This window comes from Rhodococcus sp. IEGM 1341 (genome assembly GCF_030056895.1).
GTDB lineage: Bacteria > Actinomycetota > Actinomycetes > Mycobacteriales > Mycobacteriaceae > Rhodococcoides.
The window spans coordinates 359,094-381,501 of sequence record NZ_JASHKV010000002.1 but is presented as its reverse complement, the minus strand read 5'-3'; the positions used below and the strand labels follow the sequence as shown (position 1 = coordinate 381,501).

Annotated in this window: 21 protein-coding genes and 1 tRNA gene; 17 read left to right on the top strand and 5 right to left on the bottom strand. The window is 64.7% G+C overall.

The genetic code is table 11. The features are described 5' to 3' along the window. The first annotated feature begins 20 nt into the window (after window positions 1-20). From QM615_RS08945 to QM615_RS08930, 4 genes are all read left to right on the top strand, one after another. Window positions 21-1,802 (top strand): putative bifunctional diguanylate cyclase/phosphodiesterase, encoded by a 1,782-nt coding sequence (locus QM615_RS08945; protein WP_149406997.1) that lies wholly within the window; start codon window positions 21-23, stop codon window positions 1,800-1,802. A gap of 31 nt (window positions 1,803-1,833) precedes the next feature. Next, window positions 1,834-1,907, top strand: a tRNA-Gly gene (locus tag QM615_RS08940). A gap of 271 nt (window positions 1,908-2,178) precedes the next feature. Continuing rightward, window positions 2,179-3,030: a glycoside hydrolase family 16 protein gene (locus tag QM615_RS08935; protein ID WP_121872746.1), complete on the top strand. Its 852-nt coding sequence runs from the start codon at window positions 2,179-2,181 to the stop codon at window positions 3,028-3,030. 167 nt (window positions 3,031-3,197) lie between these two features. After that, entirely contained in the window at window positions 3,198-4,154 is a 957-nt protein-coding gene (locus tag QM615_RS08930; protein ID WP_149406996.1) for an esterase/lipase family protein, read from the top strand. A gap of 3 nt (window positions 4,155-4,157) precedes the next feature. Here QM615_RS08930 and QM615_RS08925 read toward each other — a convergent pair whose 3' ends face one another. Next, entirely contained in the window at window positions 4,158-5,345 is a 1,188-nt protein-coding gene (locus QM615_RS08925; RefSeq protein WP_094640608.1) for a PucR family transcriptional regulator, read from the bottom strand. Between the two features lie 188 nt (window positions 5,346-5,533). Between QM615_RS08925 and QM615_RS08920 the strand changes: the two genes are divergently transcribed. The 5 genes from QM615_RS08920 (at window position 5,534) to QM615_RS08900 (ending at window position 10,949) form a co-directional block, all read left to right on the top strand. Continuing rightward, window positions 5,534-7,252, top strand: coding sequence for an aldehyde dehydrogenase family protein (locus tag QM615_RS08920; protein ID WP_149407103.1), 1,719 nt, complete (start codon window positions 5,534-5,536; stop codon window positions 7,250-7,252). Window positions 7,253-7,281: 29 nt separating this feature from the next. Further along, the gene (locus QM615_RS08915) at window positions 7,282-8,868 is read left to right on the top strand and encodes a GMC family oxidoreductase (protein WP_149406995.1); all 1,587 of its coding nucleotides are present in this window, start codon (window positions 7,282-7,284) and stop codon (window positions 8,866-8,868) included. 162 nt (window positions 8,869-9,030) lie between these two features. Beyond that, on the top strand, window positions 9,031-9,726 hold the full coding sequence (locus QM615_RS08910; RefSeq protein WP_149406994.1) for a hypothetical protein: 696 nt from the start codon (window positions 9,031-9,033) through the stop codon (window positions 9,724-9,726). Between the two features lie 90 nt (window positions 9,727-9,816). After that, the gene (locus QM615_RS08905; RefSeq protein ID WP_149406993.1) at window positions 9,817-10,287 is read left to right on the top strand and encodes a hypothetical protein; all 471 of its coding nucleotides are present in this window, start codon (window positions 9,817-9,819) and stop codon (window positions 10,285-10,287) included. Further along, window positions 10,284-10,949 (top strand): methyltransferase domain-containing protein, encoded by a 666-nt coding sequence (locus QM615_RS08900; protein ID WP_188078743.1) that lies wholly within the window; start codon window positions 10,284-10,286, stop codon window positions 10,947-10,949. Before QM615_RS08905 ends, QM615_RS08900 begins: the two co-directional genes overlap by 4 nt. Here the strand turns inward: QM615_RS08900 and QM615_RS08895 are convergent. Continuing rightward, window positions 10,936-12,219, bottom strand: coding sequence for a glycosyltransferase family protein (locus tag QM615_RS08895; RefSeq protein WP_262498499.1), 1,284 nt, complete (start codon window positions 12,217-12,219; stop codon window positions 10,936-10,938). The genes QM615_RS08900 and QM615_RS08895 overlap by 14 nt on opposite strands. 112 nt (window positions 12,220-12,331) lie before the next feature. Between QM615_RS08895 and QM615_RS08890 the strand changes: the two genes are divergently transcribed. The 5 genes from QM615_RS08890 to QM615_RS08870 all read left to right on the top strand — a co-directional run bounded on the left by QM615_RS08890 (window position 12,332) and on the right by QM615_RS08870 (window position 15,835). Then, complete coding sequence (locus QM615_RS08890) at window positions 12,332-13,129, top strand: S-methyl-5'-thioadenosine phosphorylase (protein WP_149406992.1); 798 nt, start codon at window positions 12,332-12,334, stop codon at window positions 13,127-13,129. Beyond that, the gene (locus QM615_RS08885; protein WP_149406991.1) at window positions 13,126-14,184 is read left to right on the top strand and encodes an NAD-dependent epimerase/dehydratase family protein; all 1,059 of its coding nucleotides are present in this window, start codon (window positions 13,126-13,128) and stop codon (window positions 14,182-14,184) included. The genes QM615_RS08890 and QM615_RS08885 overlap by 4 nt, the downstream gene beginning before the upstream one ends. Continuing rightward, window positions 14,177-14,830 carry a glycosyltransferase gene (locus tag QM615_RS08880; RefSeq protein ID WP_149406990.1) on the top strand — a complete coding sequence of 218 codons (654 nt, stop codon included), beginning with the start codon at window positions 14,177-14,179 and terminating at the stop codon, window positions 14,828-14,830. The genes QM615_RS08885 and QM615_RS08880 overlap by 8 nt, the downstream gene beginning before the upstream one ends. Then, window positions 14,827-15,477: a TIGR04282 family arsenosugar biosynthesis glycosyltransferase gene (locus tag QM615_RS08875; protein ID WP_149406989.1), complete on the top strand. Its 651-nt coding sequence runs from the start codon at window positions 14,827-14,829 to the stop codon at window positions 15,475-15,477. The genes QM615_RS08880 and QM615_RS08875 overlap by 4 nt, the downstream gene beginning before the upstream one ends. Window positions 15,478-15,673: 196 nt before the next feature. Then, on the top strand, window positions 15,674-15,835 hold the full coding sequence (locus tag QM615_RS08870; protein WP_176460173.1) for a hypothetical protein: 162 nt from the start codon (window positions 15,674-15,676) through the stop codon (window positions 15,833-15,835). A 6-nt stretch (window positions 15,836-15,841) separates the two neighbouring features. Here QM615_RS08870 and QM615_RS08865 read toward each other — a convergent pair whose 3' ends face one another. Continuing rightward, window positions 15,842-16,276: a MarR family winged helix-turn-helix transcriptional regulator gene (locus QM615_RS08865; protein WP_094687077.1), complete on the bottom strand. Its 435-nt coding sequence runs from the start codon at window positions 16,274-16,276 to the stop codon at window positions 15,842-15,844. A gap of 179 nt (window positions 16,277-16,455) precedes the next feature. Between QM615_RS08865 and QM615_RS08860 the strand changes: the two genes are divergently transcribed. From QM615_RS08860 to QM615_RS08850, 3 genes are all read left to right on the top strand, one after another. Continuing rightward, window positions 16,456-17,526: a glycoside hydrolase family 183 protein gene (locus QM615_RS08860; protein WP_149406988.1), complete on the top strand. Its 1,071-nt coding sequence runs from the start codon at window positions 16,456-16,458 to the stop codon at window positions 17,524-17,526. 23 nt (window positions 17,527-17,549) lie between these two features. Further along, window positions 17,550-18,173 carry a class I SAM-dependent methyltransferase gene (locus tag QM615_RS08855; protein ID WP_149406987.1) on the top strand — a complete coding sequence of 208 codons (624 nt, stop codon included), beginning with the start codon at window positions 17,550-17,552 and terminating at the stop codon, window positions 18,171-18,173. Window positions 18,174-18,252: 79 nt separating this feature from the next. Further along, on the top strand, window positions 18,253-20,088 hold the full coding sequence (locus tag QM615_RS08850) for an acyl-CoA dehydrogenase (protein ID WP_149406986.1): 1,836 nt from the start codon (window positions 18,253-18,255) through the stop codon (window positions 20,086-20,088). Window positions 20,089-20,283: 195 nt separating this feature from the next. Here QM615_RS08850 and QM615_RS08845 read toward each other — a convergent pair whose 3' ends face one another. Together QM615_RS08845 and QM615_RS08840 are read right to left on the bottom strand one after the other, a co-directional pair. Then, window positions 20,284-21,255, bottom strand: coding sequence for a hypothetical protein (locus tag QM615_RS08845; RefSeq protein WP_283347254.1), 972 nt, complete (start codon window positions 21,253-21,255; stop codon window positions 20,284-20,286). Between the two features lie 645 nt (window positions 21,256-21,900). Continuing rightward, window positions 21,901-22,392, bottom strand: a complete 492-nt coding sequence (locus tag QM615_RS08840) for a flavin reductase family protein (RefSeq protein ID WP_068049175.1) — start codon at window positions 22,390-22,392, stop codon at window positions 21,901-21,903. Window positions 22,393-22,408: the final 16 nt, after the last annotated feature.

Below are 22,408 nucleotides of genomic sequence, written 5' to 3'. Positions count from 1 at the left end.
CCGGCGTCGCAACCGAACTCATGGGAGTCGATGCGGCGACGGTGCGCGAGGCCTACGACTCCGTGCTGCGGCAACTCGTGGACTACCTGGGCATCGACTTCAGCTTCCTCCGGCACAACGATTTCGAGGCCAGGGCCACCAGACTCAGCGCAGAATGGCCACCGCGACTGAGCGTGCCCGATCCCGACCCACTGGCAGTGGTCTACTTCGACGAAGCAGACTCGGTGTTCCGCCTGGCCGAAACACTGACCGAACCGGCAGTGTTTCGGCCGGACCCGGAGCAGGAGGACTACCGCCGCCGCGTCGAGGACGCGTCGGGATTCTCCGCGACCTCGATGGCCGTCGTGCCGCTGCTGCACTCGGAACGCACAACCGGCATCCTCGGCTTCATCAAGATCGGCGACCGAACGTGGTCCGAGGCAGAACTCAACGCGCTCAAAGCGATTGCGGCACTGCTCTCTCAACTGCAGGCGCGAGTGAGCGCCGAGGAGCAGCTCCGGTTCTCGGCGCTGCACGACCACCTGACCAAACTGCCGAACCGCGCTGCGCTCACACAACACCTCCGCGAACGACTCGACCCGGCCATGCCAGGTCCGGTCGCCGTGATGCACATCGACCTCGATCGACTCAAAGCACTGAACGACTTTCTGGGACACCTCGCCGGAGACCACTACCTCCAGACCATCGCCGACCGACTGCAGAGCTTCGTCGGCAAGTCGGCCGGTCTCGTCGCACGCCTGGGCGGCGACGAATTCCTGGTGGTACTGGCCGGGCCGTGCTCGGCCCGCGTCGCAGCACACCACGCCGAGATGATCGCCGACGCCATGTACGCCCCCGTCACCCTCGGAGTCGAACGCATCAGCAGAAGCGCGAGCATCGGAATCGCCTTCGGCCAACCGGGCAAACACACCGCGGAGTCGCTTCTGCGGCAGGCAGATCAAGCCGCCCTGGTAGCCAAACGCGCAGGCGGCCACGACATCGCCCTGTTCACCGAAGAGATGCACGCCGAAGCCGAACTCCGCAACGACGTCGAGATCCATCTGCGCGACGCCATCGCAGGCGACTCCCTCACCCTGCACTTCCAGCCCGAGGTGGACCTCGTCACCGGACGCATCACCGCAGTCGAAGCACTGGTCCGATGGCAACACCCCACCCGCGGCCTACTCCCTCCGTCCGCGTTCATTCCGGTGGCCGAGGAGACGAACCTCGCCGGAGAACTCGGCCGCTGGGTGCTCGACCACGCCTGCCGCACCCTCGCCGACTGGCAACGCGAGATCCCCCACCTCGACATCGCGATGCGCGTCAACATATCCCCCGTCCAACTGGTCACCAACGGGTTCGTCGGTGCCGTCGCCAGGGCACTCACGGAGTTCTCGATAGCCGGGCCTGATCTCTGCCTCGAGATCACCGAAGTGGCAGTGGTACAGGACCTTTCCCGCACCCGCGTGACACTGCGCGAACTCCGCGAACTCGGCGTGCAAGTGGCCATAGACGACTTCGGCACCGGATACAGCTCGCTGTCGCACCTCAAGGAACTCCCCGTCGACGCACTCAAGATCGACCGCGCCTTCGTCACCGACCTCGGAGCCACGGACACCGGCGACCTCGCCATCGTCCAATCCATCATCGGACTCGCCGACGCATTCGGACTGGCCATCATCGCCGAAGGCGTCGAAACACAGACCGCCAGAAACACCCTGATCGAACTGGGCTGCACCCGCGCGCAGGGATACCTGTTCTCCAAGCCGGTACCAGCACACGACGCCCTCACCCTGCTGCACGGCGTGCGAATCGACATCTGAACGCCCTGGTAACCTTCGAACCGCACCACACGCCGGTGTAGTTCATTGGTAGAACGCGACCTTCCCAAGGTTGAGAGGCGGGTTCGATTCCCGTCACCGGCTCCACGCTGGCTCCCCCTCGAGTCGCTTCCGCCTCGCCCACACCGCTGATTTCGCTAACCCTCCCGAGTCACTGCGGTCACTCCTGAAACAAACCGACCACCGCAGACCATTGGTCGATACCCTTGCTACCGACCAGTAACATAGGTGAATTCATTCATTGTATTCGCAAGAATTCCTGCATTTCAAAAGAAACTTCTGCCGCCTAGTTTGCCGTGCTAGAAATCAAATTTCGACATTTGTTCACCGACATATGACCCTGACAGGAATCCCCCTCATGCGATCACTATTCACAATTGTCTCGGTCGCCCTGACGACGATGGCCGTGGCCGTCTCGTCGGCGACCGCAGCCCCGTCACTGGCCGCGCCCCCGAGAACCCAGGGCGGAGCAGGAACCGTGCTGTGGGAAGACCAATTCAACGGGTACGGCGGACCCGACCCCTCCAAATGGGGGTTTCAGACCGGCCGCTGGGGCGCGAGTTCCGGTGAGCAGCAGTACTATACGGACTCCTGGAACAACGCCAACCAGTTCAACGGCTCACTGAACATCACCGCGCGTCGAGAGACACCACCGGACCGCAAGCGGGCACCGTACAACTTCACCAGCGCCCGCGTGGTCAGCATGGGCAAGCAATCGGTGACGCCGCCGGTGCGCATCGAAGCATCGATCAAGATGCCGAGCGCCCAGGGCCTGCTGCCCGCATTCTGGACCCTCGGTCTACAACCCGGTGGCGAATATTCATGGCCAAGCCAAGGGGAAGTGGACATCGTCGAAATTCCCGGACTGTACGGACCGTCATTCAATTTGCACGGTCCCTCGAAGTGGAACTCCAATCAAGATGTGAAGACCGGCGGCAGTATGAATCCGGTCGGCAACGGATTCCACACGTACCGCATCGACTGGCTACCGAACAGCATCACCTGGTTCGTCGATGGTGTCGCTCGATATTCCTTCACTCAGGCCCAGTACGAGGCGAAGGGCGGCAACTGGAAGGCGTTCTCGGGCGCGTGGCCGCACTACATCCTGTTCAACGTCGCCGTGGGCAACAACTGGACCGGCAAGACGCTGAACAGCACGCCGTACCCGCAGACGATGAGCGTCGACTGGCTGCGTGTGAGTCGCCTCTGACCTGCAGAGCAATCCTTCTCTCCGCACGGGGCCCAGCCACCACGGCTGGGTCCTGTGCGGTGTGCGCGCCGGGCACGGTTTCGCGCGAAGAACAATTCTTGTGACTTTTCTCAGTCAGCACCCCCACTCATAGGGACATTCCACAGTTCGAGGAATACCGTCTATTCATGCGCGGGCCACGGCGAAGTCTGATCACCCTCGTAATCGTCGCTGCCGCTGCGCTGCTGACACCCTCCGCGCACGCGGGGCCACTGATGCCCATCGCCGCTGCCCCCGAGCAACCCGATCACGCCGATGCCATTCGCTACGCCGCATCCAATCGCGACGCCGCACCTCCCGGAGCCAACGACATGGGCTGCAAGCCCACTGCGGCGCACCCGAATCCAGTCGTCCTGGTACACGGCACCGACGCCACTGCGTACTCCGACTGGGCCGGCTTCGCACCCATCCTGAAAGCAGCCGGATTCTGCGTCTTCGCCATCAACTACGGCACCTCGCCGGACGGCAAGTCCAACGGGTACGGCGTCATCGAAGACAGTGCAGCGCAACTGAAGTCGATGACACTGTCGATACTCCAGGCAACCGGTGCCGGAGCAGTCGACGTGGTCGGCTACTCGCAGGGCGCCGCGGTCGCTCGATACTTCGTCAACAGGCTCGGCGGTTCCTACGTGGTCGACAGATGGGTGGGGATCGCATCACCGACCTACGGCGGCACCATGTACGGAGTTGCGCCCGTCGTACAGGCAGTGCCGGGTGCAACCGGGGTCGTAGCAGGCGAATTCGGCCCTGGTCTCGCCCAACTGATGGCCGGATCCGATTTTCTCGAACGCCTCAATGCAGGCGGCGACACAGTGCCCGGAGTGGAGTACACCTCCATCGCAACGAGGGTGGACGAGGTGATCCAGCCGTACACCAATGCGCTGCTGCGGGATCCGGGAGCGCACAACATCGTGGTGCAGGACGTGTGCCCCGACACCGAGGTAGCGCACTTCACGTTCACCTATGATCCCACCGCGCTGCGACTGGCGCTCAACGCACTCGATCCGGCGACCGCGCGTCCCCCGACCTGCGTACCGGTGCCGCTGGGAGCCGGAATTCTCGACGTCGTCCTCGCCAGCCACTGACCCTCACGTCAGCAGCTGATACGCCCTGAGCCCGACGTAGAGTTCCGCGGCTTGAATCGGATCACGGAAGTCGCGCCCGGTGAGCTCGGCGATGCGACGCAGCCGATACAACACCGTATTGCGGTGGTAATGCAGCGATTCGGCGGCGTCGCGGGTGGAACCGCCGCACGAGAACCAGGCGTCGAGAGTGTCCAGCAGGCTCTGCCGTTCGGCTCGCGGCAGCGCCAGCAGATCACCGAGTATCTGACGCGAGGCGATGCGGCCCGACGAGGGATCGCGAACCAGCAGCAGCGGTACCGGCACGGAGTCGTAGCGCACCGGCGCGGACGGTGAGGCCGCGTTCGGGGTGCACGACCTCGCCAACCGGGCCTGACCGACGGCATCACCGATACCCGACGGGGACCGGAAGACCGAACTCACCCCCACCCGTCCCGGACACAGCTCGCTCAGCGTGATCAACGCGCAATCGATCTCCGATTCCGTTGCGGCACAAATCAGCCCGACGCTCCCGTCCACCTCGGCGTCCCACACCGATTCGGCACCCGCGGTACGGAGGCGGGAGATCAACCCGTCGATTCCCATCGCTGCGGTCAACGGCTCCTGCGAGACCACCGCGAAGTAGCCGTGGTCGGGAATGCGAAACGTGCGCAACGCGTCCGCTGCCGCAGTCGGATTCGCGCCGTGATCGGCGAAGAGCACACGGATGAGGCGTCCACGGGCTTCGGCGCTCTCCCGCGCACGCATGTCGGCGCTCTCTCGATAGGCCTCCGCTGCCTCGTCGGAGTACACGTCGACCAGAGCCCAGACCTGGGCGGCCATGTCCAGCAGCGCATGACTCGCCCGGCCGTCCGAACGTTCCATCAACTCGTCCCAGACCAGCCTGCCGCCCAACCGAAAAGCGTGAAGCAGGGCAGCCAGCGGTACCCCCTGCTCCGCCTTGAGTCGGCCCGCGTCCCGAGCCGACTCGAGTCGCATGGGAGCACGACCGGACAGCTTGCCCAGCATCGACGCCAGATTGCTCCGCGACGCCTCGTAGAGCTGCTCGGTGGTGAGCAGCGTCGATTCGAGGTAGGCGTGCTCGGCCCCCAGGATCCGTCGCACGAGTTCCGTAGCCAGATCGTCGACGCCGTCGAGCATCGTCGCGGCCAGATCGGTCGGTGACGGATGCACGTCGAACTCGGTGGCGGTCATGAGAGAACTCTAACCTCGCCCGTGTAAGCCACGCCACAGCCGGATTGTGCGGCTGCACAAACCGCCGCATCCGATTGAGAGCCGTGGCCCATAGCGTCCCACGTCCGAGTGCGACCACAATCACAGTGGAAGCGTGTACCCGAACGACGAGTGGAGCCGAGAAGTTGACCAGCGACGTCACCCCACACCTGCAGCCCGTACCGACGCCGGGACCCACCGAGGCAGTCGACTCGGCACTCGCCGATCTGTCCGAGGGAGAGAAGAACTGGGGACGCCTCACCCTGGCCGAGCGGCGTGCCCTGCTCGAACGCGTGCACGCGCTGACCACAGCTCACGCGCAGGAGTGGGTGACGGCGGCAGCGTCGATCAAGGGACTCGACGCCTCGTCCACCCTCGTCGGAGAGGAATGGTTGTCGGGTCCGTACTCGTTCCTGAACGGACTCGGCACCGTGGCGCACACACTGGCGGCGCTCGAAGCCGGTAGCAGCCCGCTGGCCGCTGCCACGTTCGGAACGGCACCCGGTGGGCGCACGACGGTCTCGGTGCTGCCTCTCAACATCTTCGAGCGACTCCTGCTCAACGGGTTCACCGCCGAGGTATGGCTGAAGCCCGGAATCGACCGTGCGACCGCACAGCGGACCGCAGGCCTGGCCCAGCTCGATCCCACCCGCACCGCGGGCATCGGAGTGGTACTCGGCGCAGGCAACATCACCTCGATCGCGCCGCTGGACGCGCTGTACGAACTGATCGCGTTCAACCGCGTCGTCGCACTCAAGCTCAACCCCATCATGGATCCGCTGCTGCCGGTGTTCGAGAAAGTGCTCGCGCCGCTCGTCGACATCGGTGCACTGCGCCTGCTCACCGGCGGAGCCGACGTGGGCACCTACCTGGTCCAGCACGATCGTGTCGACCACGTTCACATGACCGGCAGCGCCATCACGCACGACGCGATCGTCTTCGGTCCGGGCCCGGACGGAGCTGCCCGCAAGGCGGCCAACGACCCGATCCTCACCAAGGAGATCTCCAGCGAACTCGGTGGCGTCTCGCCCACCATCGTTCTGCCCGGTGAGTGGAGCCGCGCCGACATCGAGTTCCAGGCCGAACACATCGCCACCCAACGCCTGCACAACAGCGGATACAACTGTGTCGCTTCGCAGGTCGTCGTGCTGTCCTCGGAATGGAAGCAGCGCGACGAGTTCGTCGCCGCCCTGCGCGCCGCCCTGGACCGTGCGCCTGCCCGAGCGCCGTACTACCCCGGCAGCGACAAGCGAGTGTCCGACGCCACCGCCACCTACCCGTCCGCCGAGCGCCTCGGCGAGCGCGGTGGCCGCGTACTGATCACCGACCTGAACCCCGGTGAATACGCACCGCTGCTGCAGACCGAGTACTTCGCACCGGTCATGGGCATCATCGAATTGCCCTACAGCGGAGCAGCATTCGCAGCCAAGGCGGTTCAGGCCGCGAACGAGGAATTCACCGGCACCCTCGGCATCAACATCATCGGCACCCCCGGCACCATCAAGGGACTCGGGGAGAAGTTCGACACCATGCTCGCCGACCTGCGCTACGGCACCATCGCCGTCAACGCCTGGACGGCCATCGGATTCCTCACCGCAGCAGCCACCTGGGGCGCATTCCCCGGCCACACCGTCGACGACGTCCAGAGCGGAATCGGCATCGTGCACAACGCCTTACTGATCGACGGAGCCGAGCGAACCGTGGTGCGCGGGCCCTTCCGACCGATGCCGCGCTCGCTGATCAACGGCGAACTCTCCATCTCCCCGAAGCCACCGTGGTTCGTCACCAACAAGACCGCAGCATCGACGGGCAAGCTGCTCACCGCATTCGCGGGAGCACCGTCCTGGTCCAAGCTGCCGGCAATCTTCGCCTCCGCCCTGCGCGGGTAGAACCCACCGTCGACGACCGAAGGACAATCATGAGCTCTCAGCGCACGACGGCCGACTACATCGTGGTGGGCGCAGGTTCGGCAGGCGCGGTGGTGGCCAACCGCCTCAGCGCAGACCCACGCAACGAGGTGATTCTCCTCGAGGCCGGCCCCGAGGACAAGAACAAGTTCGCCCACATCCCCGCTGCGTTCTCCAAACTCTTTCGCAGCGAGGTCGATTGGGACTACCTGACCGAACCGCAACCGGAGTTGCGTGATCGCAGCATCTACTGGCCGCGCGGCAAGATGCTCGGCGGTTCGTCGTCGATGAACGCGATGATGTGGGTGCGCGGGTTCGCCGCCGACTACGACGAGTGGGCAGCGGTGTCCGACGACTCGTGGTCTTTCCGAAACCTGGTCGGATACTTTCGAAGGATCGAGAACATCGAGGGCACAACGGCAGTCGACGCCGGCACCGACGGCCCCCTCATCGTCTCCCACCAGCGCAGCCCCCGCGACCTGACGTCGTCGTTCCTCGACGGCGTCGAAGAAGCAGGCTATCCGCTGGAAACCGCGAACCTGCCCGAACCCAAGGGCTTCACCCGCACGATGGTCAACCAGAAGCGCGGAGCACGGTGGAGCACCGCCGATGCCTACCTGCGACCGGCGAAGAAGCGCAAGAACCTGACCATCCTCACCGAGGCACATGCCACCCGTGTGCTCTTCGAGGGCAGCGCGGCGGTGGGAGTCGAATACGCCTCCGGCGGGCAGACACACACCGTGCGCGCACGTAAAGAGGTGATCCTCTCCGGCGGAGCCATCAACACTCCGCAACTGCTGATGCTCTCGGGCATCGGCGACCAGGAACAGCTGAAGTCGCACGGCATCGCCGTCCAACACCACGCGCCGGGCGTCGGGCAGAACCTCCTCGACCACCTGGCCGCCCTCATCGGCTGGAAAACCGAAAGGGACTCCCTCTTCCACGCCGAGAAGATCCCCGAGTTGGTCAACTACCTCGCGCGCCGACGCGGCATGCTCACCTCCAACGTCGCCGAGGCGTACGGCTTCATCAAGAGCCGAGAAGACCTCGCCCTGCCCGACGTGGAACTCATCTTCGGACCGGCACCGTTCTTCGACGAGGGACTCGTCGGTCAGGACTCGCACGCCGCCGTCATCGGCGCGGTACTGGTCAAACCCGAGAGCCGCGGCGAGATCACCCTCCGATCGGCCGACCCGTCGGCCAAGCCCATCGTCGAACCCCGCTACCTCAGCGACCCCGACGGACTGGACCGCAAGGCGATGATCGAAGGCCTGCGCGCCTGCGTCGCCATCTCCGAAACCCCGTCGTTGAAGGGACTGCTCGGCGACGTCGTACGCCCCAGGGTGGCGTCGAACATCTCCCCGGCGGACCTGCTCACCGAGGCCCTCGAACAGAATGCGCACACGCTGTACCACCCCGTGGGCACTGCACGTATGGGCAACGACCCCGCCAGTGTCGTCGATCCCGAGCTGAGAGTGCGGGGCGTCGACCACCTTCGCGTCGCCGACGCGTCGATCATGCCCAGCATCATCCGCGGACACACTCACGCGCCGTCGGTGGTGATCGGCGAACGAGCTGCGGACCTGATCCTTCGTTGATCCCGAGTGAACCTTCGGAAAAATTCCGGTTTGGGAGTCCGGTTTGTCGGGTAACAGGTGGACACGCTCCCTTGCAAGGGATCGAGATGGAACCCATCCGCTCGGCAAGCAGCGCCGAATGACCCACAACGCTCGAGAGACGAGCACGGAAGGTTGACCGACATGTTCACTGTTCGTAAAGCTTTGGCCGCCACCGCAATCGGTGCACTCACCATCGTCCCGCTTGCCGCATGCTCCAGCGACGAGGCGTCCGACACCGTCGACAACGCCACCTCCTCGGCAGCGTCGGCCATGGAAACCACCGAGAGCGAGCCCGAGCCCGCAGCCGAGGTCCCCGACCTCAGCAACGGTGTCGACACCGCAGTTGCACTCGATCCCGGCTTCACCGGTGCGCTGACCACCCTGGGCCTCACGCCCGGTGTCGTCGGAACCGCCACTCTCGCAGACGGATCCATCCGATTCCCGATCACCGGCGGAGACGTCAAGTACTGGGAGCCCGGCACCGTCGACCCCTACGTCCAGGGCGAGATCATGCACGACGGCAGCGGCCTGTCGCTGACCGCCGGCGAGACCGTTGTCGAGCTCATCAACTTCGACATCGATCCCGGCACTTCGCTTCTCACCGGTGACGTCATGGTCAACGGCGAGGAAGCTGCCGCAGACGCAGTTCTGTTCGATCTCGACGGCCGCACCCTGCAGCCGCTCGCTACCGGACCGGACAACACCGCAATCCTGCAGGGCACCCAGGTGAAGATCTCGGAGACCGCTGCCGGACTGCTCAACAGCACCTTCAACACCGATGCTGTGACCCCGGGACTGCTCGTGGGCGTTGCGACCATCACGGTCAGCACTGCCTAATCATCTCCTGAACGCCCGTGCGCGAGTTGTCGCCGTGAAAACGGCGGTGCTCGCGCACGGGTGTTTGCATCGCACGGTCAGGAATCACGAATGAGAGCCTTCACGAAGATCTACGGTGGACACCCGCTACACGCGGTCGGTCTGCTGCTCTCGTTCGCACTGGTCGGGTACGTCGTGGCACTCATGGGGCCCGAGGCTCTGTGGAACAGCGACGTGTGGTGGAAATCCGTTCTCGTGTGGTTCTTCGGATCGGTACTGCTGCACGACGCCGTACTGTTCCCGCTCTACTCATTGGCCGATCGGCTGCTCACCGGCATTCCGCGCCACCGCCTGGCCGTGTCGCCGGTGAACTTCGTTCGAGTTCCCGCACTCGGAGCCGCCCTGACCTTCCTGATGTTCTTTCCCGGCATTCTCTCTCAGGGCGCGCAATCGTACCGAGCCGCAACCGGTTTGACCCAGGAACCCTTTCTCGGACGTTGGCTCGCACTGACCGCCGTGTTGTTCACCGTGAGCGCCGCCGCCTACTTCACCCGATGGACCCTCGTACGGAGCCGAGCATGAGCGTCACCGCCGATACACTCTTCAACCGCGCAGCAGCCGGACTACCCTGCTGGATAGGCGATTCCGACGGCAGCAGGCAACAGCTTCCCACCGCGCGTTGGATGGGTGGCAGCGCCTCGTCGGCCGAGGATCGCCGCGCGGATCACGCCATGCTCAGCCGCTGTACCGGCCCCACGATCGATCTCGGCTGCGGTCCGGGTCGACTCACCGAAGCGCTTGCTCGACGCGGCGTTTCGGCACTCGGTGTCGACACCTCCCGAGCCGCGGTCGATCTGACCATCGGACGCGGCGGCAACGCCGTTCTCCGCGACCTCTTCGAGCCACTGCCCGACACCGGCAACTGGTCGTGTGTCCTCCTCGCGGACGGAAACATCGGTATCGGCGGAGACCCGGTGCGTCTGCTTCGCCGGGCAGCCGACCTGCTCGCCCCCCATGGGGCAGTCATCGCCGAAGTGGATGCGCCCAGCGACACGGGAATTCGCCACCGCACCGTTCGATGGGAAACCGACACCATGGTCGGCGACTGGTTCGCCTGGTCCAGTGTCAGCGCCGACGCCACCGCAGATCTCGCCGGTGCCGCAGGCCTGCGGGTGGTGGACGTGGCACCGATCCACGGGCGCTGGTTCGCTCAGATGACGCTGGCCCCGTTCACCAATTCGTGAACAGTAGATGATTGATCGCCAGCGCACCGATCACCTGCAGCGCCAGCCAGAAACGATGCGTGCGGATCGGCAACACAGCAGGCGCGATCAGCATCCACATCGCGAAGGGCAACCAGATCCTCTCGGTCTCGGCTTTGCTCAACTGGCTCAGATCAGCCATGACCACAGCAGCGATCGCCGAGATCACCAACAGGTTGATCGGCTCCAGCCGAGTGAGTATCCGTGGGAACGCCGCCGGCACAGCTACACCCAACGCACAGAACAGCGCCGCAAAGTTCGCCCAGCCCCAGTACTCGAACGGTCGGTCCTTCGCGATGCCCTGGTAGTAGCGCTCCTGCACCAGCAAGTAGCCGTCGTACCACCAGAATCCGTACGCGGTGAAGATCCCGGCAACGATCAGCGCACCGATCAGCGCGCCGAGGAACGGCAGAATTCTTCGCCCGGCGATCAGCACCGCGACCGCAGGCAGGCCCATCAACACCAACCCGTAGTTGAGGTAGACGCCGAAACCGAGCAACACTCCCGCACCGATCGACGCGGGCCACAGGTAGCGCTTCGTCGAGATCGCCAGCAGCGCAATTCCCCACGCGGCGACACCGGCGTAGAACGCATCGGCGGAGACGGCGATCCAGATCGCGGCCGGGGCGATGGCCACGAACGGTGCTGCACGCCGTGCGATGTTCTCGTCGCCGAGCACCCGGAGCGTGAGTACCAGCGCCACAGCGGCACTCGTGCCGACCAGCACACAGAGTGTCGCCGCCCAGGCTCCACCGCCGAGGCCGAGACGGTCGAGCCACACGAAGGTGAGCAGTGCGCCGGGGGGATGACCCGACACATGCGTCGTCCACGAATCGGCCTGGTAGTCCAGAATGCGTTCGGAGAATCCGCGGAGCGTGGCGGGAATGTCGGTGATGCCGGGCACTTCGTGCAAGTACTCGTCCGTCGATGCCAGCCGGTTCACGAAGCCGCGCTTCCAACCGTCCACCATCGCCAGCGACATCGTCCAGGCCGCCGACGCGCCCCACACCACGAACAACAGTCGCGTCCACGACAGTCGGCGTGCGACCGTCGGCCCCCACAGCACGGTGGCGACGGCGATCAGAACAGCGACGGGAGTTCCCCATCCCACGTGAATCTCGCGGAAGCCGAACAGCGGTGCCGCATCGGCGAAGTCACGTACCTGCTGCGGAGTTCTGTTGATGATGGGGGTGACGAGTTCGTTTCCCAGGTACGGAACGACGAATGCGACCACGACGAGCACGACGGCCAACGTGCCTGCGACGGCTTCTCTCCAGTAACGGATAGTCTTTTCTCCCTGCGGACTTGAAGGCGAACACGACTTCGGACCAGCATATCGACCGACGGTGATGGAGGATGAGCAGATGGACAACGACGCGACGGGGCGGGCCGAGATAGCCGTCATCGGCGGCAGCGGCTTCTATTCGTTCTTCGGGGCCGACGCCGAGGAGGTAGTGCTCGACACCCCCTACGGCGCTCCGAGCGCCCCGATCACGTTGGGCGAGGTGGAAGGTCGCCGAGTCGCGTTTCTGCCCCGACACGGCCGCAATCACGAGTACTCACCGCACACGTTGCCGTATCGCGCCAACATGTGGGCGCTGCGGATGCTCGGGGTGAGCCGAGTGTTCGCCCCGTGCGCGGTCGGATCCCTGGTGTCCGAGTACGGCCCGGGCACCGTCGTGATTCCCGATCAACTGGTCGACCGAACGTCCGGGCGAGCACAGACCTACTTCGACGAGGGCGGGATTCACGTCGAATTCGCAGACCCGTACTGCCCGACGCTCCGCAAGTCCGCGGTCCAGGACTCGGCGATCGACGGCGGTGTCATGGTCGTCGTCGAAGGCCCTCGGTTCTCCACTCGTGCGGAGAGCCAGTGGTTCGCCCGCCAGGGTTGGACGCTGGTGAACATGACCGGCCACCCCGAGGCAGTTCTGGCTCGCGAACTCGAACTCTGCTACGCACCGATCGCATTGGTGACCGACCTCGATGCCGGCATCGAGTCCGGTCAGGGCGTCAAGGCGGTGGACGTGTTCGCCGAGTTCCAGAAGAACATCGAGCCACTCAAGGCACTGGTGCGCTCGGCCATCTCCGACGCTCCCACCGGTGACTGCCCGACGTGTCGGGTGCACACCGGCCTCACGCTGCCGATCGAGCTGCCATGACCCGGGTACTGCTCACCGGCGCAGCCGGATTCATCGGCGGTCACATTCGCGATGCGGCAGCCGCCTCCGGCCACGAGATCGTTGCCGTCGACGCCATGCTGGAATCGGCTCACGGTCCAGGGGCGCGAGCCGACGGAATCATCGATCTCGATGTGCGCGACAAGGACTCGCTCGTCGACGCATTGCGCGGGGTGGATGTCGTGTGTCACCAGGCCGCCGTCGTCGGAGCCGGCGTCGATGCCGCGGATGCCCCCGCCTACGCCAGCCACAACGATTACGGGACGGCAGTTCTGCTCGCCGCGATGTACGAGGCGGGCTGTTCGCGGCTGGTTCTCGCCTCGTCGATGGTCGTCTACGGCGAAGGGCGGTATCTCAATTCATCGGGCGAGACCGTAGTTCCGCCGCCCCGCACCCGCGCCGATCTCGATGCCGGACTGTTCGACAATCGCGATCCGAGGTCCGGTGAGCCCCTCGATTGGCTTCTGGTGGAGGAAGATTCGATACTCGAACCCAGGAGCATCTACGCCGCGAGCAAACTGGCACAGGAGAACTACGCCTCCGCGTGGGCGGTATCGACGGGCGGCTCGGTGATCGCACTGCGATACCACAACGTCTACGGACCGAACATGCCCCGCAACACCCCGTATTCCGGTGTGGCAGCGATGTTCCGCTCCTCGCTGGAACTCGGCCAGGCCCCGACCGTGTACGAGGACGGCAAGCAGGCCCGCGATTTCGTGCACGTTCACGACGTCGCAGCGGCCAACATCGCGTCGATCGACGCCGAGACCGAAGGCTTCACCGCCCTCAACGTCTGCTCGGGACAACCGATCACCATCGGTGAGGTCGCCACCATCCTCGCCGAAGCACGCGGCGGGCCCACACCCGAGATCACCGGACGCTACCGAGCCGGCGACGTACGGCACATCGTCGCCAGTTCCCGACTGGCCGAACAGACCCTGGGATTCCGGGCGAAGATCATGCCGAGGGACGGTCTCACCGCATTCGCCGACGCACCGTTGCGCGACGCCGAGGGCACGGGACCACCCCGTGTCTGAACAGCAATCGGTGACCGTCGTCATCCCCTGCATGAACGAGGCCGAATCGCTTCCAGCAGTACTCGATTCGGTACCGGCGGGCTACTCCACGATCGTGGTGGACAACAACTCCACCGACGCCACCGCCGCCGTCGCCGCAGCCCACGGAGCCACGGTGATCTCCGAGACCGTGCCCGGCTACGGCGCAGCAGTCCACGCAGGCGTCGTGGCAGCCGACACCGAGATCGTCTGCGTCCTCGACGGAGACGGCTCCATGGATCCACGCGACCTGCCGACCCTCGTGACGGCCCTCGATCACGCGGACCTCGCCGTCGGTCGCCGTCGACCGGCGAAGGGAAGCTCACCCCTGCACGCCAGGATCGGCAATGCCGTTCTCTCACTTCGACTTCGCACCAAGTACAAGCTGCCCGTGCACGATCTGGGGGCCATTCGCGCGGTACGCCGTCAGGCACTGCTCGACCTCGGCGTCACCGACCGCCGCTCGGGCTATCCACTGCAGCTGCTCGTACTGGCGGCCGAAGCCGGCTGGACCGTCGTCGAACACGACGTGGTCTACCGACCACGGACCGCCGGAACGTCGAAGGTCTCGGGATCGGTGAAGGGAACCATCGTCGCCGTGCGGGATTTCTGGAAGGTGCTCTCGTGACCGTCACCGCTCTCGTCGTCGCCAAAGCCCCTGTACCCGGGTTGGCCAAGACACGACTCGCCGCCACGATCGGCGACTCCGCCGCAGCCGAACTGGCGGCGGCCTCGCTGCTCGACACCCTCGACGCCGTCTCGGCCGCCGACGTCGATCGCCGTGTCGTGGCCCTCACCGGCAACCTCGCCGACGCGGCCCGCGCCGACGAACTGACCCGCGCGCTGGCGTCGTTCACGGTCATAGCGCAGCGCGGCGACGGGCTGGGCGAACGACTGGCCAATGCCCACGCCGACGCGGCCACCACCGGTTCCGTACTGCAGATCGGCATGGACACCCCTCAGGTCACTGCGCAATTGCTGTCCGACGCGGCCGCGCAACTCGGCAACAGTGACGTACTCGGATTCGCCGAGGACGGCGGCTGGTGGGCGCTCGGCCTGCGCAACCCCGAACTCGCGCGGTTCTTGCTCGACGTGCCCATGTCCGCCCCGTCGACGGGCTCCGACACACTCGATGCGTTGACCGCGGCCGGGGCGTCGATCACGATGCTCCCGGAATTGCGCGATGTCGATTTCGAGTCCGATCTCGAAGCGGTGGCGCAATTGTGCGCACCGAACAGTCGGTTCCATGTTGCCGTCGGAAAAGTCGGTAATTGAAAGGGGCCTCGGTCCGTTCCGTCAGGTCTGTTTCGACCGAAATGCCGCATCGAGGCCGCAACCTCCACATCCGTTGTGGAACAGCACCTTCGATCTGCCCGAATTGCCGGACCGCACGCGACCAATATCGAATCGCAACAAAGCTGAACCACCGTTTCACGGCTATTTCACAGACACAGGTGCTAGAAAGTGTGACATGACCGGGTTGTTGATAGGCGTAGCCGTCTGGATGGTGTTCGCGACAGTCGTCGCCACCGTCCTCGGCCGCGTCGCGCGCCGGGGTGACTCCGAGGAACTGGGGTCGACGATCGAGTGGGACGTCGAGGCTCTCGAGCACGAACTTCACCACGAGAACTGACTGCGCTCAGTCGACCCGCTCGACGATCTCGGTGAGAATACGAGCCGCTGCGGCCAGCGTCTGGCGCTGCTGCGGCGTCAATTCGTCCAATTGTTCCGCCAGCGCGATTTCCCGAGCGGCAACCTCCTGCCGTGCAGTGGCCGTGCCCGCATCGGTCAGCAGAAGAACCACCTGCCTGCCGTCCGTCGGATGCGGCTCCCGGCTCATCAAACCCAACTCGACCAAGGCGTGCGACGACCTGGACACCGACGGCGGCTTGATCCGCTCGCGTGCCGCCAACTCCCCCGTCGTCATCGGCCCCTCACGAAGCAACGTCGTCAGAATCGACAGCTGAGCGACGGGCAATCTGTCGCTGGAATGGCGCAGTCGGAGTCTCCGATTCAATCGCATTGCACTGACGGACAAATCCCTCGCCAGCCGGGAATCGGGCAGATCACTCACGCTGTCCAGATTACGACACCGAGGTCCATTCGCCCGATTTCCAGAAACAGCGGATCGCTCGATTTATTCCGCCTCGAACAAACCGCTGATATGGTTCTCGTCGGTTGCCGGGGAGTGAAATCGAATTGGGGGAGATCGTCGTGCGTCGCGTGGGTTCCAGAGTCTTGACCGTTGCCACCATGGCCGTAGCCACGTCGCTGCTGGTCACCGGGCCCAACGCCCTCGCCAATCCCAATGCGGTCAATCCCATTGCCGGACTCAACGGCACGTTCGGGCTGCCGCAGCTGCAGGGTCGCGCACAAGCCGTCGCTCAGGTGACCGGTATCTCGAGTCCCAACAACACGCAGAACGTCAACATGATCGGCACCGATCTCGGCATCATGTGGGACAACGGCCGCGGCGAGGTGCTGACGGCATTCGGCGATACCGCCGGCCTCGGCGTACCCAACCTGCTGCAGGGCAGCCTGTGGTCGTGGCGCAGCAACGCCATCGTGCGGAGCAACGACCGGAACCTCGCCGACGGCATGAACTTCGACAGCGTCGTACTCGACCCGATCGGCCAGACCAAAGAGGTCGTCCCCAGCCCCAAGATCCCGTTCGTCGAGATCAGCCGAATCCCGACGGCAGGCGTGGCCGTCGGCGACAGTCAGTACCTCAACCTGATGTCCGTGAAGAACTGGGGACCGCCGGGAACCTGGGAGACCAACTTCTCCGGCCTGGCCGTGTCGAACGACAACGGGGAGAACTGGGCAGCACTACCGGACACCCAGCGGCCCAGCGTCGGCGGCGACCGCAACTTCCAGCAGAGCGCCTACCTGAAGGACGGCGGCTACGTCTACCAGTACGGCACCCCGCCCGGTCGCTTCAACCTCGGCCACGTCGCTCGCGTCAAGGAACAGGACATCGCCCGGCTCGGCGAATACGAGTACTGGACCGGCCAGGACTGGAAGAAGGGCGACCCGGCCGCGGCCGCACCCATCGTCGGCGGCGTCGGCGAACTGTCCGTCGCATACAACGCAACCCTCGGTCAGTACCTGATGATGACGACCGACAACGCCAACTCGATCGTCCTGCGACGCTCGCCATCGCCAGTCGGGCCGTGGAGCCCACCAGAAGTTCTGGTCGACACCCGCGAAGTCAGCTCCATCTACGCGCCGTACATCCATCCCTACTCGACCGGCCGCGACCTGTATTTCCTGGCGACGGTCTACCAGAACTACAACGTGCTGCTGCTGCGCGCGACGCTGTAGGAACCGCCACTAGGCTTCCGAAGGTGGACGCCGCAGAGTGGGATCGCAAGTACGAAGGCCGAGAACTCGTCTACGGCGAGGCACCGAACGCGACGCTCGTCGAAGTCGCGACGGCGCTCGAGCGAGGTCGCGCACTGGATCTCGCGTCCGGCCAGGGTCGCAACGCGATCTGGTTGGCAACCCGCGGCTGGACCGTCGACGCCGTCGATTTCTCCTCGGTGGCGCTGACGAGGGCGAACGACGTGGCGTCTTCGGCACCCAGGTCGGTGCACGAGCGACTGACCTGGGTCCACGCCGATGTGACGCAGTTGTCAACAGAACCGAACTATGACCTGGTTCTCATGTTCTATCTCCACTTGCCCCCGAACGAACGGCAGAAGGCCGTTTCGGTCGCCGTTTCCGCGCTGAAACCTGATGGAATCCTCATGATTCTCGGACACCACTCCGCGAACATCGACTCCGGCGTCGGTGGTCCACAGGAAGCCGAGATCCTCTACACGCCAGAGGATTTGGCGTCGGACATTGGTACTCGGCTGACCATCCTCACCGCCGAGAACCGCTATCGCGACGTGACCGGCGGCACAGCGATCGACGCATTGCTACTGGCGAGTAGGCCTCCCCTTGGCAGCGAACCGGATCGGGGGTAATATCCGTTAAGTTACCGACGAGTAGCTAACTTGGGCGGTACTCACGAGACCGCACCACCGACTGGAGAGCGAACGAGCAATGGGCCATTACAAGAGCAACCTCCGGGATCTCGAGTTCAACCTCTTCGAGCTTTTCGGACTCGACGAGACACTCGAAGGCGACAACTTCGGCGACATGGACGGTGAAGTAGCCCGCGACATGCTGCGTGAGGTCGTACGCCTCGCCGAGGGACCGCTGGCCGAGTCCTTCGCGGACGCCGACCGCAACCCGCCCGTCTTCGATCCCGAAACCCACAGCCTGAAGCTGCCCGACTCCTTCAAGAAGTCGTTCAAGGCGCTCTACGACGGCGAATGGTGGCGCGTCGGCCTCGACGAAGAAGTCGGTGGCATGGCAGCACCCCGCAACCTGCTCTGGGGCATCAACGAGATGCTCCTCGGATCGCAGCCGGCCGCATTCATGTACTCCGCAGGCCCCGGATTCGCAAACATCTTGTACCACAACGGAACCGACGAGCAGAAGGAATGGGCCAAGGTAGCCGTCGAGCGCGGCTGGGGTGCCACGATGGTCCTGACCGAGCCCGATGCCGGATCCGACGTCGGCGCGGGTCGCACCAAGGCGATCAAGCAGGACGACGGCTCGTGGCACATCGAAGGCGTCAAGCGCTTCATCACCTCGGCTGTGTCCGACGACCTCTTCGAGAACATCTTCCACCTCGTACTCGCCCGCCCCGAAGGTGCCGGACCCGGAACCAAGGGCCTGAGCCTGTTCTTCGTGCCGTCCATCCTCTTCGACTTCGAGAAGGGCGAACTGGGCGAGCGCAACGGAGCCTTCGTCACCGGCGTCGAGCACAAGATGGGCCTCAAGGCCTCCGCCACCTGTGAACTCACCTTCGGTGGCAACGGCATTCCCGCCAAGGGCTGGCTCGTCGGCGAGGTCCACAAGGGCATCGCGCAGATGTTCGACGTCATCGAGCACGCTCGAATGATGGTCGGCACCAAGGCAATCGGCACCCTCTCCACCGGCTACCTCAACGCACTCGAGTACGCCAAGGAGCGCGTCCAGGGCGCAGACCTGACGCAGATGACCGACAAGACCGCTCCCCGCGTCACCATCACCCACCACCCCGACGTGCGTCGCAGCCTCATGATGCAGAAGGCGTACTCGGAAGGCCTGCGTGCGGTGTACCTCTACACCGCCGCACACCAGGATCCGGTCACCGCCAAGCAGGTCTCGGACGCAGACGCCGACATCGCATACCGCGTCAACGACCTCCTGCTGCCCATCGTCAAGGGCGTCGGCTCCGAAATCGCCTACCAGGTGCTCGCAGAATCCCTGCAGACCCTCGGCGGCTCCGGATTCCTGCAGGACTACCCCCTCGAGCAGTACATCCGCGACGCCAAGATCGACTCGCTGTACGAAGGAACCACCGCCATCCAGGCGCAGGACTTCTTCTTCCGCAAGATCGCCCGCGACCGCGGCGTAGCACTGGCTCACGTTGCCGGACAGATCAAGTCGTTCATCGACAGCGAAGCAGGAAACGGCCGACTCAAGGCCGAGCGCGCACTGCTCGCCACCGCACTCGAAGACGTGCAGGCCATCGTCACCTCGATGACCCAGCACCTCATGGGCGCACAGGACCAGCCCACCGAGCTGTACAAGGTCGGCCTGGCATCGGTGCGCTTCCTCATGGGCTTCGGCGACCTGCTCATCGGCTGGCTGCTGCTGCGTCAGTCCGAAATCGCCATCGCCGCACTCGACAACGGCGCAGAGGGCAAGGACAAGGCGTTCTACGAGGGCAAGATCGCAGTGGCCTCGTTCTTCGCCAAGAACATCCTGCCGCAGCTCACGGCGACCCGCGCAATCCTCACCAACATCGACAACGACATCATGGAACTGGACGAAGCAGCATTCTGATTCCCTGAACTCTTCGGCGGCCGCACTCGTTCTCGAGTGCGGCCGTTGTCATGTGTACGCCGGGGCGGTGGTGTCGCGGCGGGGCCCGGGTTTGCCGCAAAAGCGCGCGCATTTGATTGGGAGGCGGGGGTGCGAGCCCCCAGCCGTCGCAAAAGCGCGCGCGTTTGTCAGATGCGCGCGAATTCTGCCGAATACTCAGGCAATTTCGCGTGCATTCGGCGAATGCGCGCGCATTTGCGCGCCGCACGAGGTACTCCGCACCGTCCCTCGTGGTGGAGGCAGGGCAGCAGCCCGCTCCACCGCTCGGGCCACGCGCGCCACCAGCTCCGCCGGATTCGCCAAATCTGCCCACGTCCAGCGCACGACGGGATAGCCGAGATCGCGCACCGCGTCCTCCCTCACCTTCTCCCTGAACACCACGTCGCCGGGGTGCTCATCCTGCCGTAGGTACTTGGTGTACTTGGCTTTACCATCGAACTCGCACACCACGACGCCATTGACCAGCCAATCGATCCGCGCCACCGTCTGCCCGTCCGGATCCATGATCTCCACCTGCGATTCCACGTCGAATCCGTTCTGACGCAGAATGACTCGACTCTGAGACTCGCCGGGGTTTTCGCTCCGCCCGTCCATGAGGGAAACGGCTCGTCGCGCCTGCGCCACACCTTTCCATCCCCGAGCACGCTGCAACTCCGCGTCGAGCTCCTGCGGATCGCAGCGCTTCAGAGCTGAGTCACCTGCGATCACCGCCGACAGAAGCGGCTCGGTACGGGCAAGGTCGACAACCGTCCGCGCCAACGAGGTCACGGGAATTCCGTCGACGGTAGTGCTGGGTACCCACGGCGCACAGTGCACGGTCACTGCTGCATTCGTTCGACCTCCGCCGCGGCGGTGTCGGGTGACGTGAACTTTGTCAAATCTGCCTGTGGGCAAGGGTAATTCGTGGAGTAGGGCCGCCGAACGGTGACTCACTGTGCTGCCGTCCGCAATCATCGGAAATACGGCGTCGATCAACAGCCGATGCCGCTCCTGCTCCGAAAGGCCGGCCAGCCGCGACGTCGGAACGTAGACGCCATTCACCAAACGCTCCCAGCCCCCGCGTTCATACATTGCTCGCAACTCGTGATCGGCATTGCCATCGGCAAGAGCCTCCGAGCGTCGCACCATTCGGTCATCCCTCATCCTCCGAGTCTCGACCATGCGCACAGTGATTCGAGGACGAAAGTAGCTGCCTGTGTACAACTTCGGACCTGTGGATGAATACAAGTACGGGGGTACCAGTTCGCTGTGCCATCGAGCCGCAAAGGCGCGCGCGTTCGTCAGGTGCGCGCAGAATTGCCCCCGATCAGGCCACCAATTCGCGCGCATTCAGCAAACGCGCGCGCTTTTGCGAAGACTGGGGAACCGAAGCAGGCGAACGGGAACAGGGAACACAGGAACACGGGAAACAGGGAACAGGCCGACGGCGCATCGTCACGCGGGCCGACCCGACGAAGCGTCGAAGGCCGAAACCAACGCCGGACCTCACAAATGCGTGCGCACTCGTCAGGTGCGCGCAGAATTGCCCATGATCAGGGCACCAATTCGCGCGCATTCAGCAAACGCGCGCGCTTTTGCGAAGACTGGGGAGGCGGGGGACCTAGGGAACCGACGAAGACTGGGGAGGCGGGGGACCTAGGGAACCGACGAAGACTGGGGAGGCGGCCGACCTAGGGAACCGACGAAGACTGGGGAGGCGAAGACTCGGGAACCGAGAGGACCTAGGGAGCCGAAGGACCTGGGGAGCCGAAGGAGCCGAACAGGGAACAGCCGCTACTGCTGCAGTTTGCGGAATTTGCTGCCGTGGAACACGATTGGGTTCACTTCACTCTGGACGTCCAGGGAATGTATGCGCAGCAACACTATTGCGTGGTCGCCCGCGGGGATTTGCTGCTCGATGGTGGTGTCGAGCCATGCGGTGGCCCCCACGATGAAGGCTGCTCCCCCGTCGGTGACGGTGAGGTCGAGGCCCGCGAAACGGTCACCGGTCTTGGCTGCCAGGGTACGAACGGCGTCGTTGTGTGCCTCCCCGAGAACGCTGACGCCGATGTTGGGTGCCAATTCGAGTTTCGGCCATGTCGTCGACGTGTTCTGGATGCACACCGCGACGAGGGGCGGGTCGATGGACACCGAGACGAAGCTGCTGGCCGCCAAGCCCACCAGGACGCCGTCGATCTTCGCGGCGATCGCGACGACTCCGCTCGGGAACTGCGCGTACGCCTCACGAAGCGTCTGCTGATCGAGGACGGTACGTGTGAGCGTCATGGACGAAGCTCCCTTT

What these genes read in the sequence shown, in the direction of transcription:
- QM615_RS08945 (WP_149406997.1), top strand. Translation starts at nt 21, where the DNA reads ATGGGAGTCGATGCGGCGACGGTGCGCGAGGCCTACGACTCCGTGCTG.
- QM615_RS08935 (WP_121872746.1), top strand. Translation starts at nt 2,179, where the DNA reads ATGCGATCACTATTCACAATTGTCTCGGTCGCCCTGACGACGATGGCC.
- QM615_RS08930 (WP_149406996.1), top strand. Translation starts at nt 3,198, where the DNA reads ATGCGCGGGCCACGGCGAAGTCTGATCACCCTCGTAATCGTCGCTGCC.
- QM615_RS08925 (WP_094640608.1), bottom strand. Translation starts at nt 5,345, where the DNA reads ATGACCGCCACCGAGTTCGACGTGCATCCGTCACCGACCGATCTGGCC.
- QM615_RS08915 (WP_149406995.1), top strand. Translation starts at nt 7,282, where the DNA reads ATGAGCTCTCAGCGCACGACGGCCGACTACATCGTGGTGGGCGCAGGT.
- QM615_RS08910 (WP_149406994.1), top strand. Translation starts at nt 9,031, where the DNA reads ATGTTCACTGTTCGTAAAGCTTTGGCCGCCACCGCAATCGGTGCACTC.
- QM615_RS08905 (WP_149406993.1), top strand. Translation starts at nt 9,817, where the DNA reads ATGAGAGCCTTCACGAAGATCTACGGTGGACACCCGCTACACGCGGTC.
- QM615_RS08900 (WP_188078743.1), top strand. Translation starts at nt 10,284, where the DNA reads ATGAGCGTCACCGCCGATACACTCTTCAACCGCGCAGCAGCCGGACTA.
- QM615_RS08890 (WP_149406992.1), top strand. Translation starts at nt 12,332, where the DNA reads ATGGACAACGACGCGACGGGGCGGGCCGAGATAGCCGTCATCGGCGGC.
- QM615_RS08885 (WP_149406991.1), top strand. Translation starts at nt 13,126, where the DNA reads ATGACCCGGGTACTGCTCACCGGCGCAGCCGGATTCATCGGCGGTCAC.
- QM615_RS08870 (WP_176460173.1), top strand. Translation starts at nt 15,674, where the DNA reads ATGACCGGGTTGTTGATAGGCGTAGCCGTCTGGATGGTGTTCGCGACA.
- QM615_RS08860 (WP_149406988.1), top strand. Translation starts at nt 16,456, where the DNA reads ATGGCCGTAGCCACGTCGCTGCTGGTCACCGGGCCCAACGCCCTCGCC.
- QM615_RS08850 (WP_149406986.1), top strand. Translation starts at nt 18,253, where the DNA reads ATGGGCCATTACAAGAGCAACCTCCGGGATCTCGAGTTCAACCTCTTC.
- QM615_RS08845 (WP_283347254.1), bottom strand. Translation starts at nt 21,255, where the DNA reads ATGGTGCGACGCTCGGAGGCTCTTGCCGATGGCAATGCCGATCACGAG.
- QM615_RS08840 (WP_068049175.1), bottom strand. Translation starts at nt 22,392, where the DNA reads ATGACGCTCACACGTACCGTCCTCGATCAGCAGACGCTTCGTGAGGCG.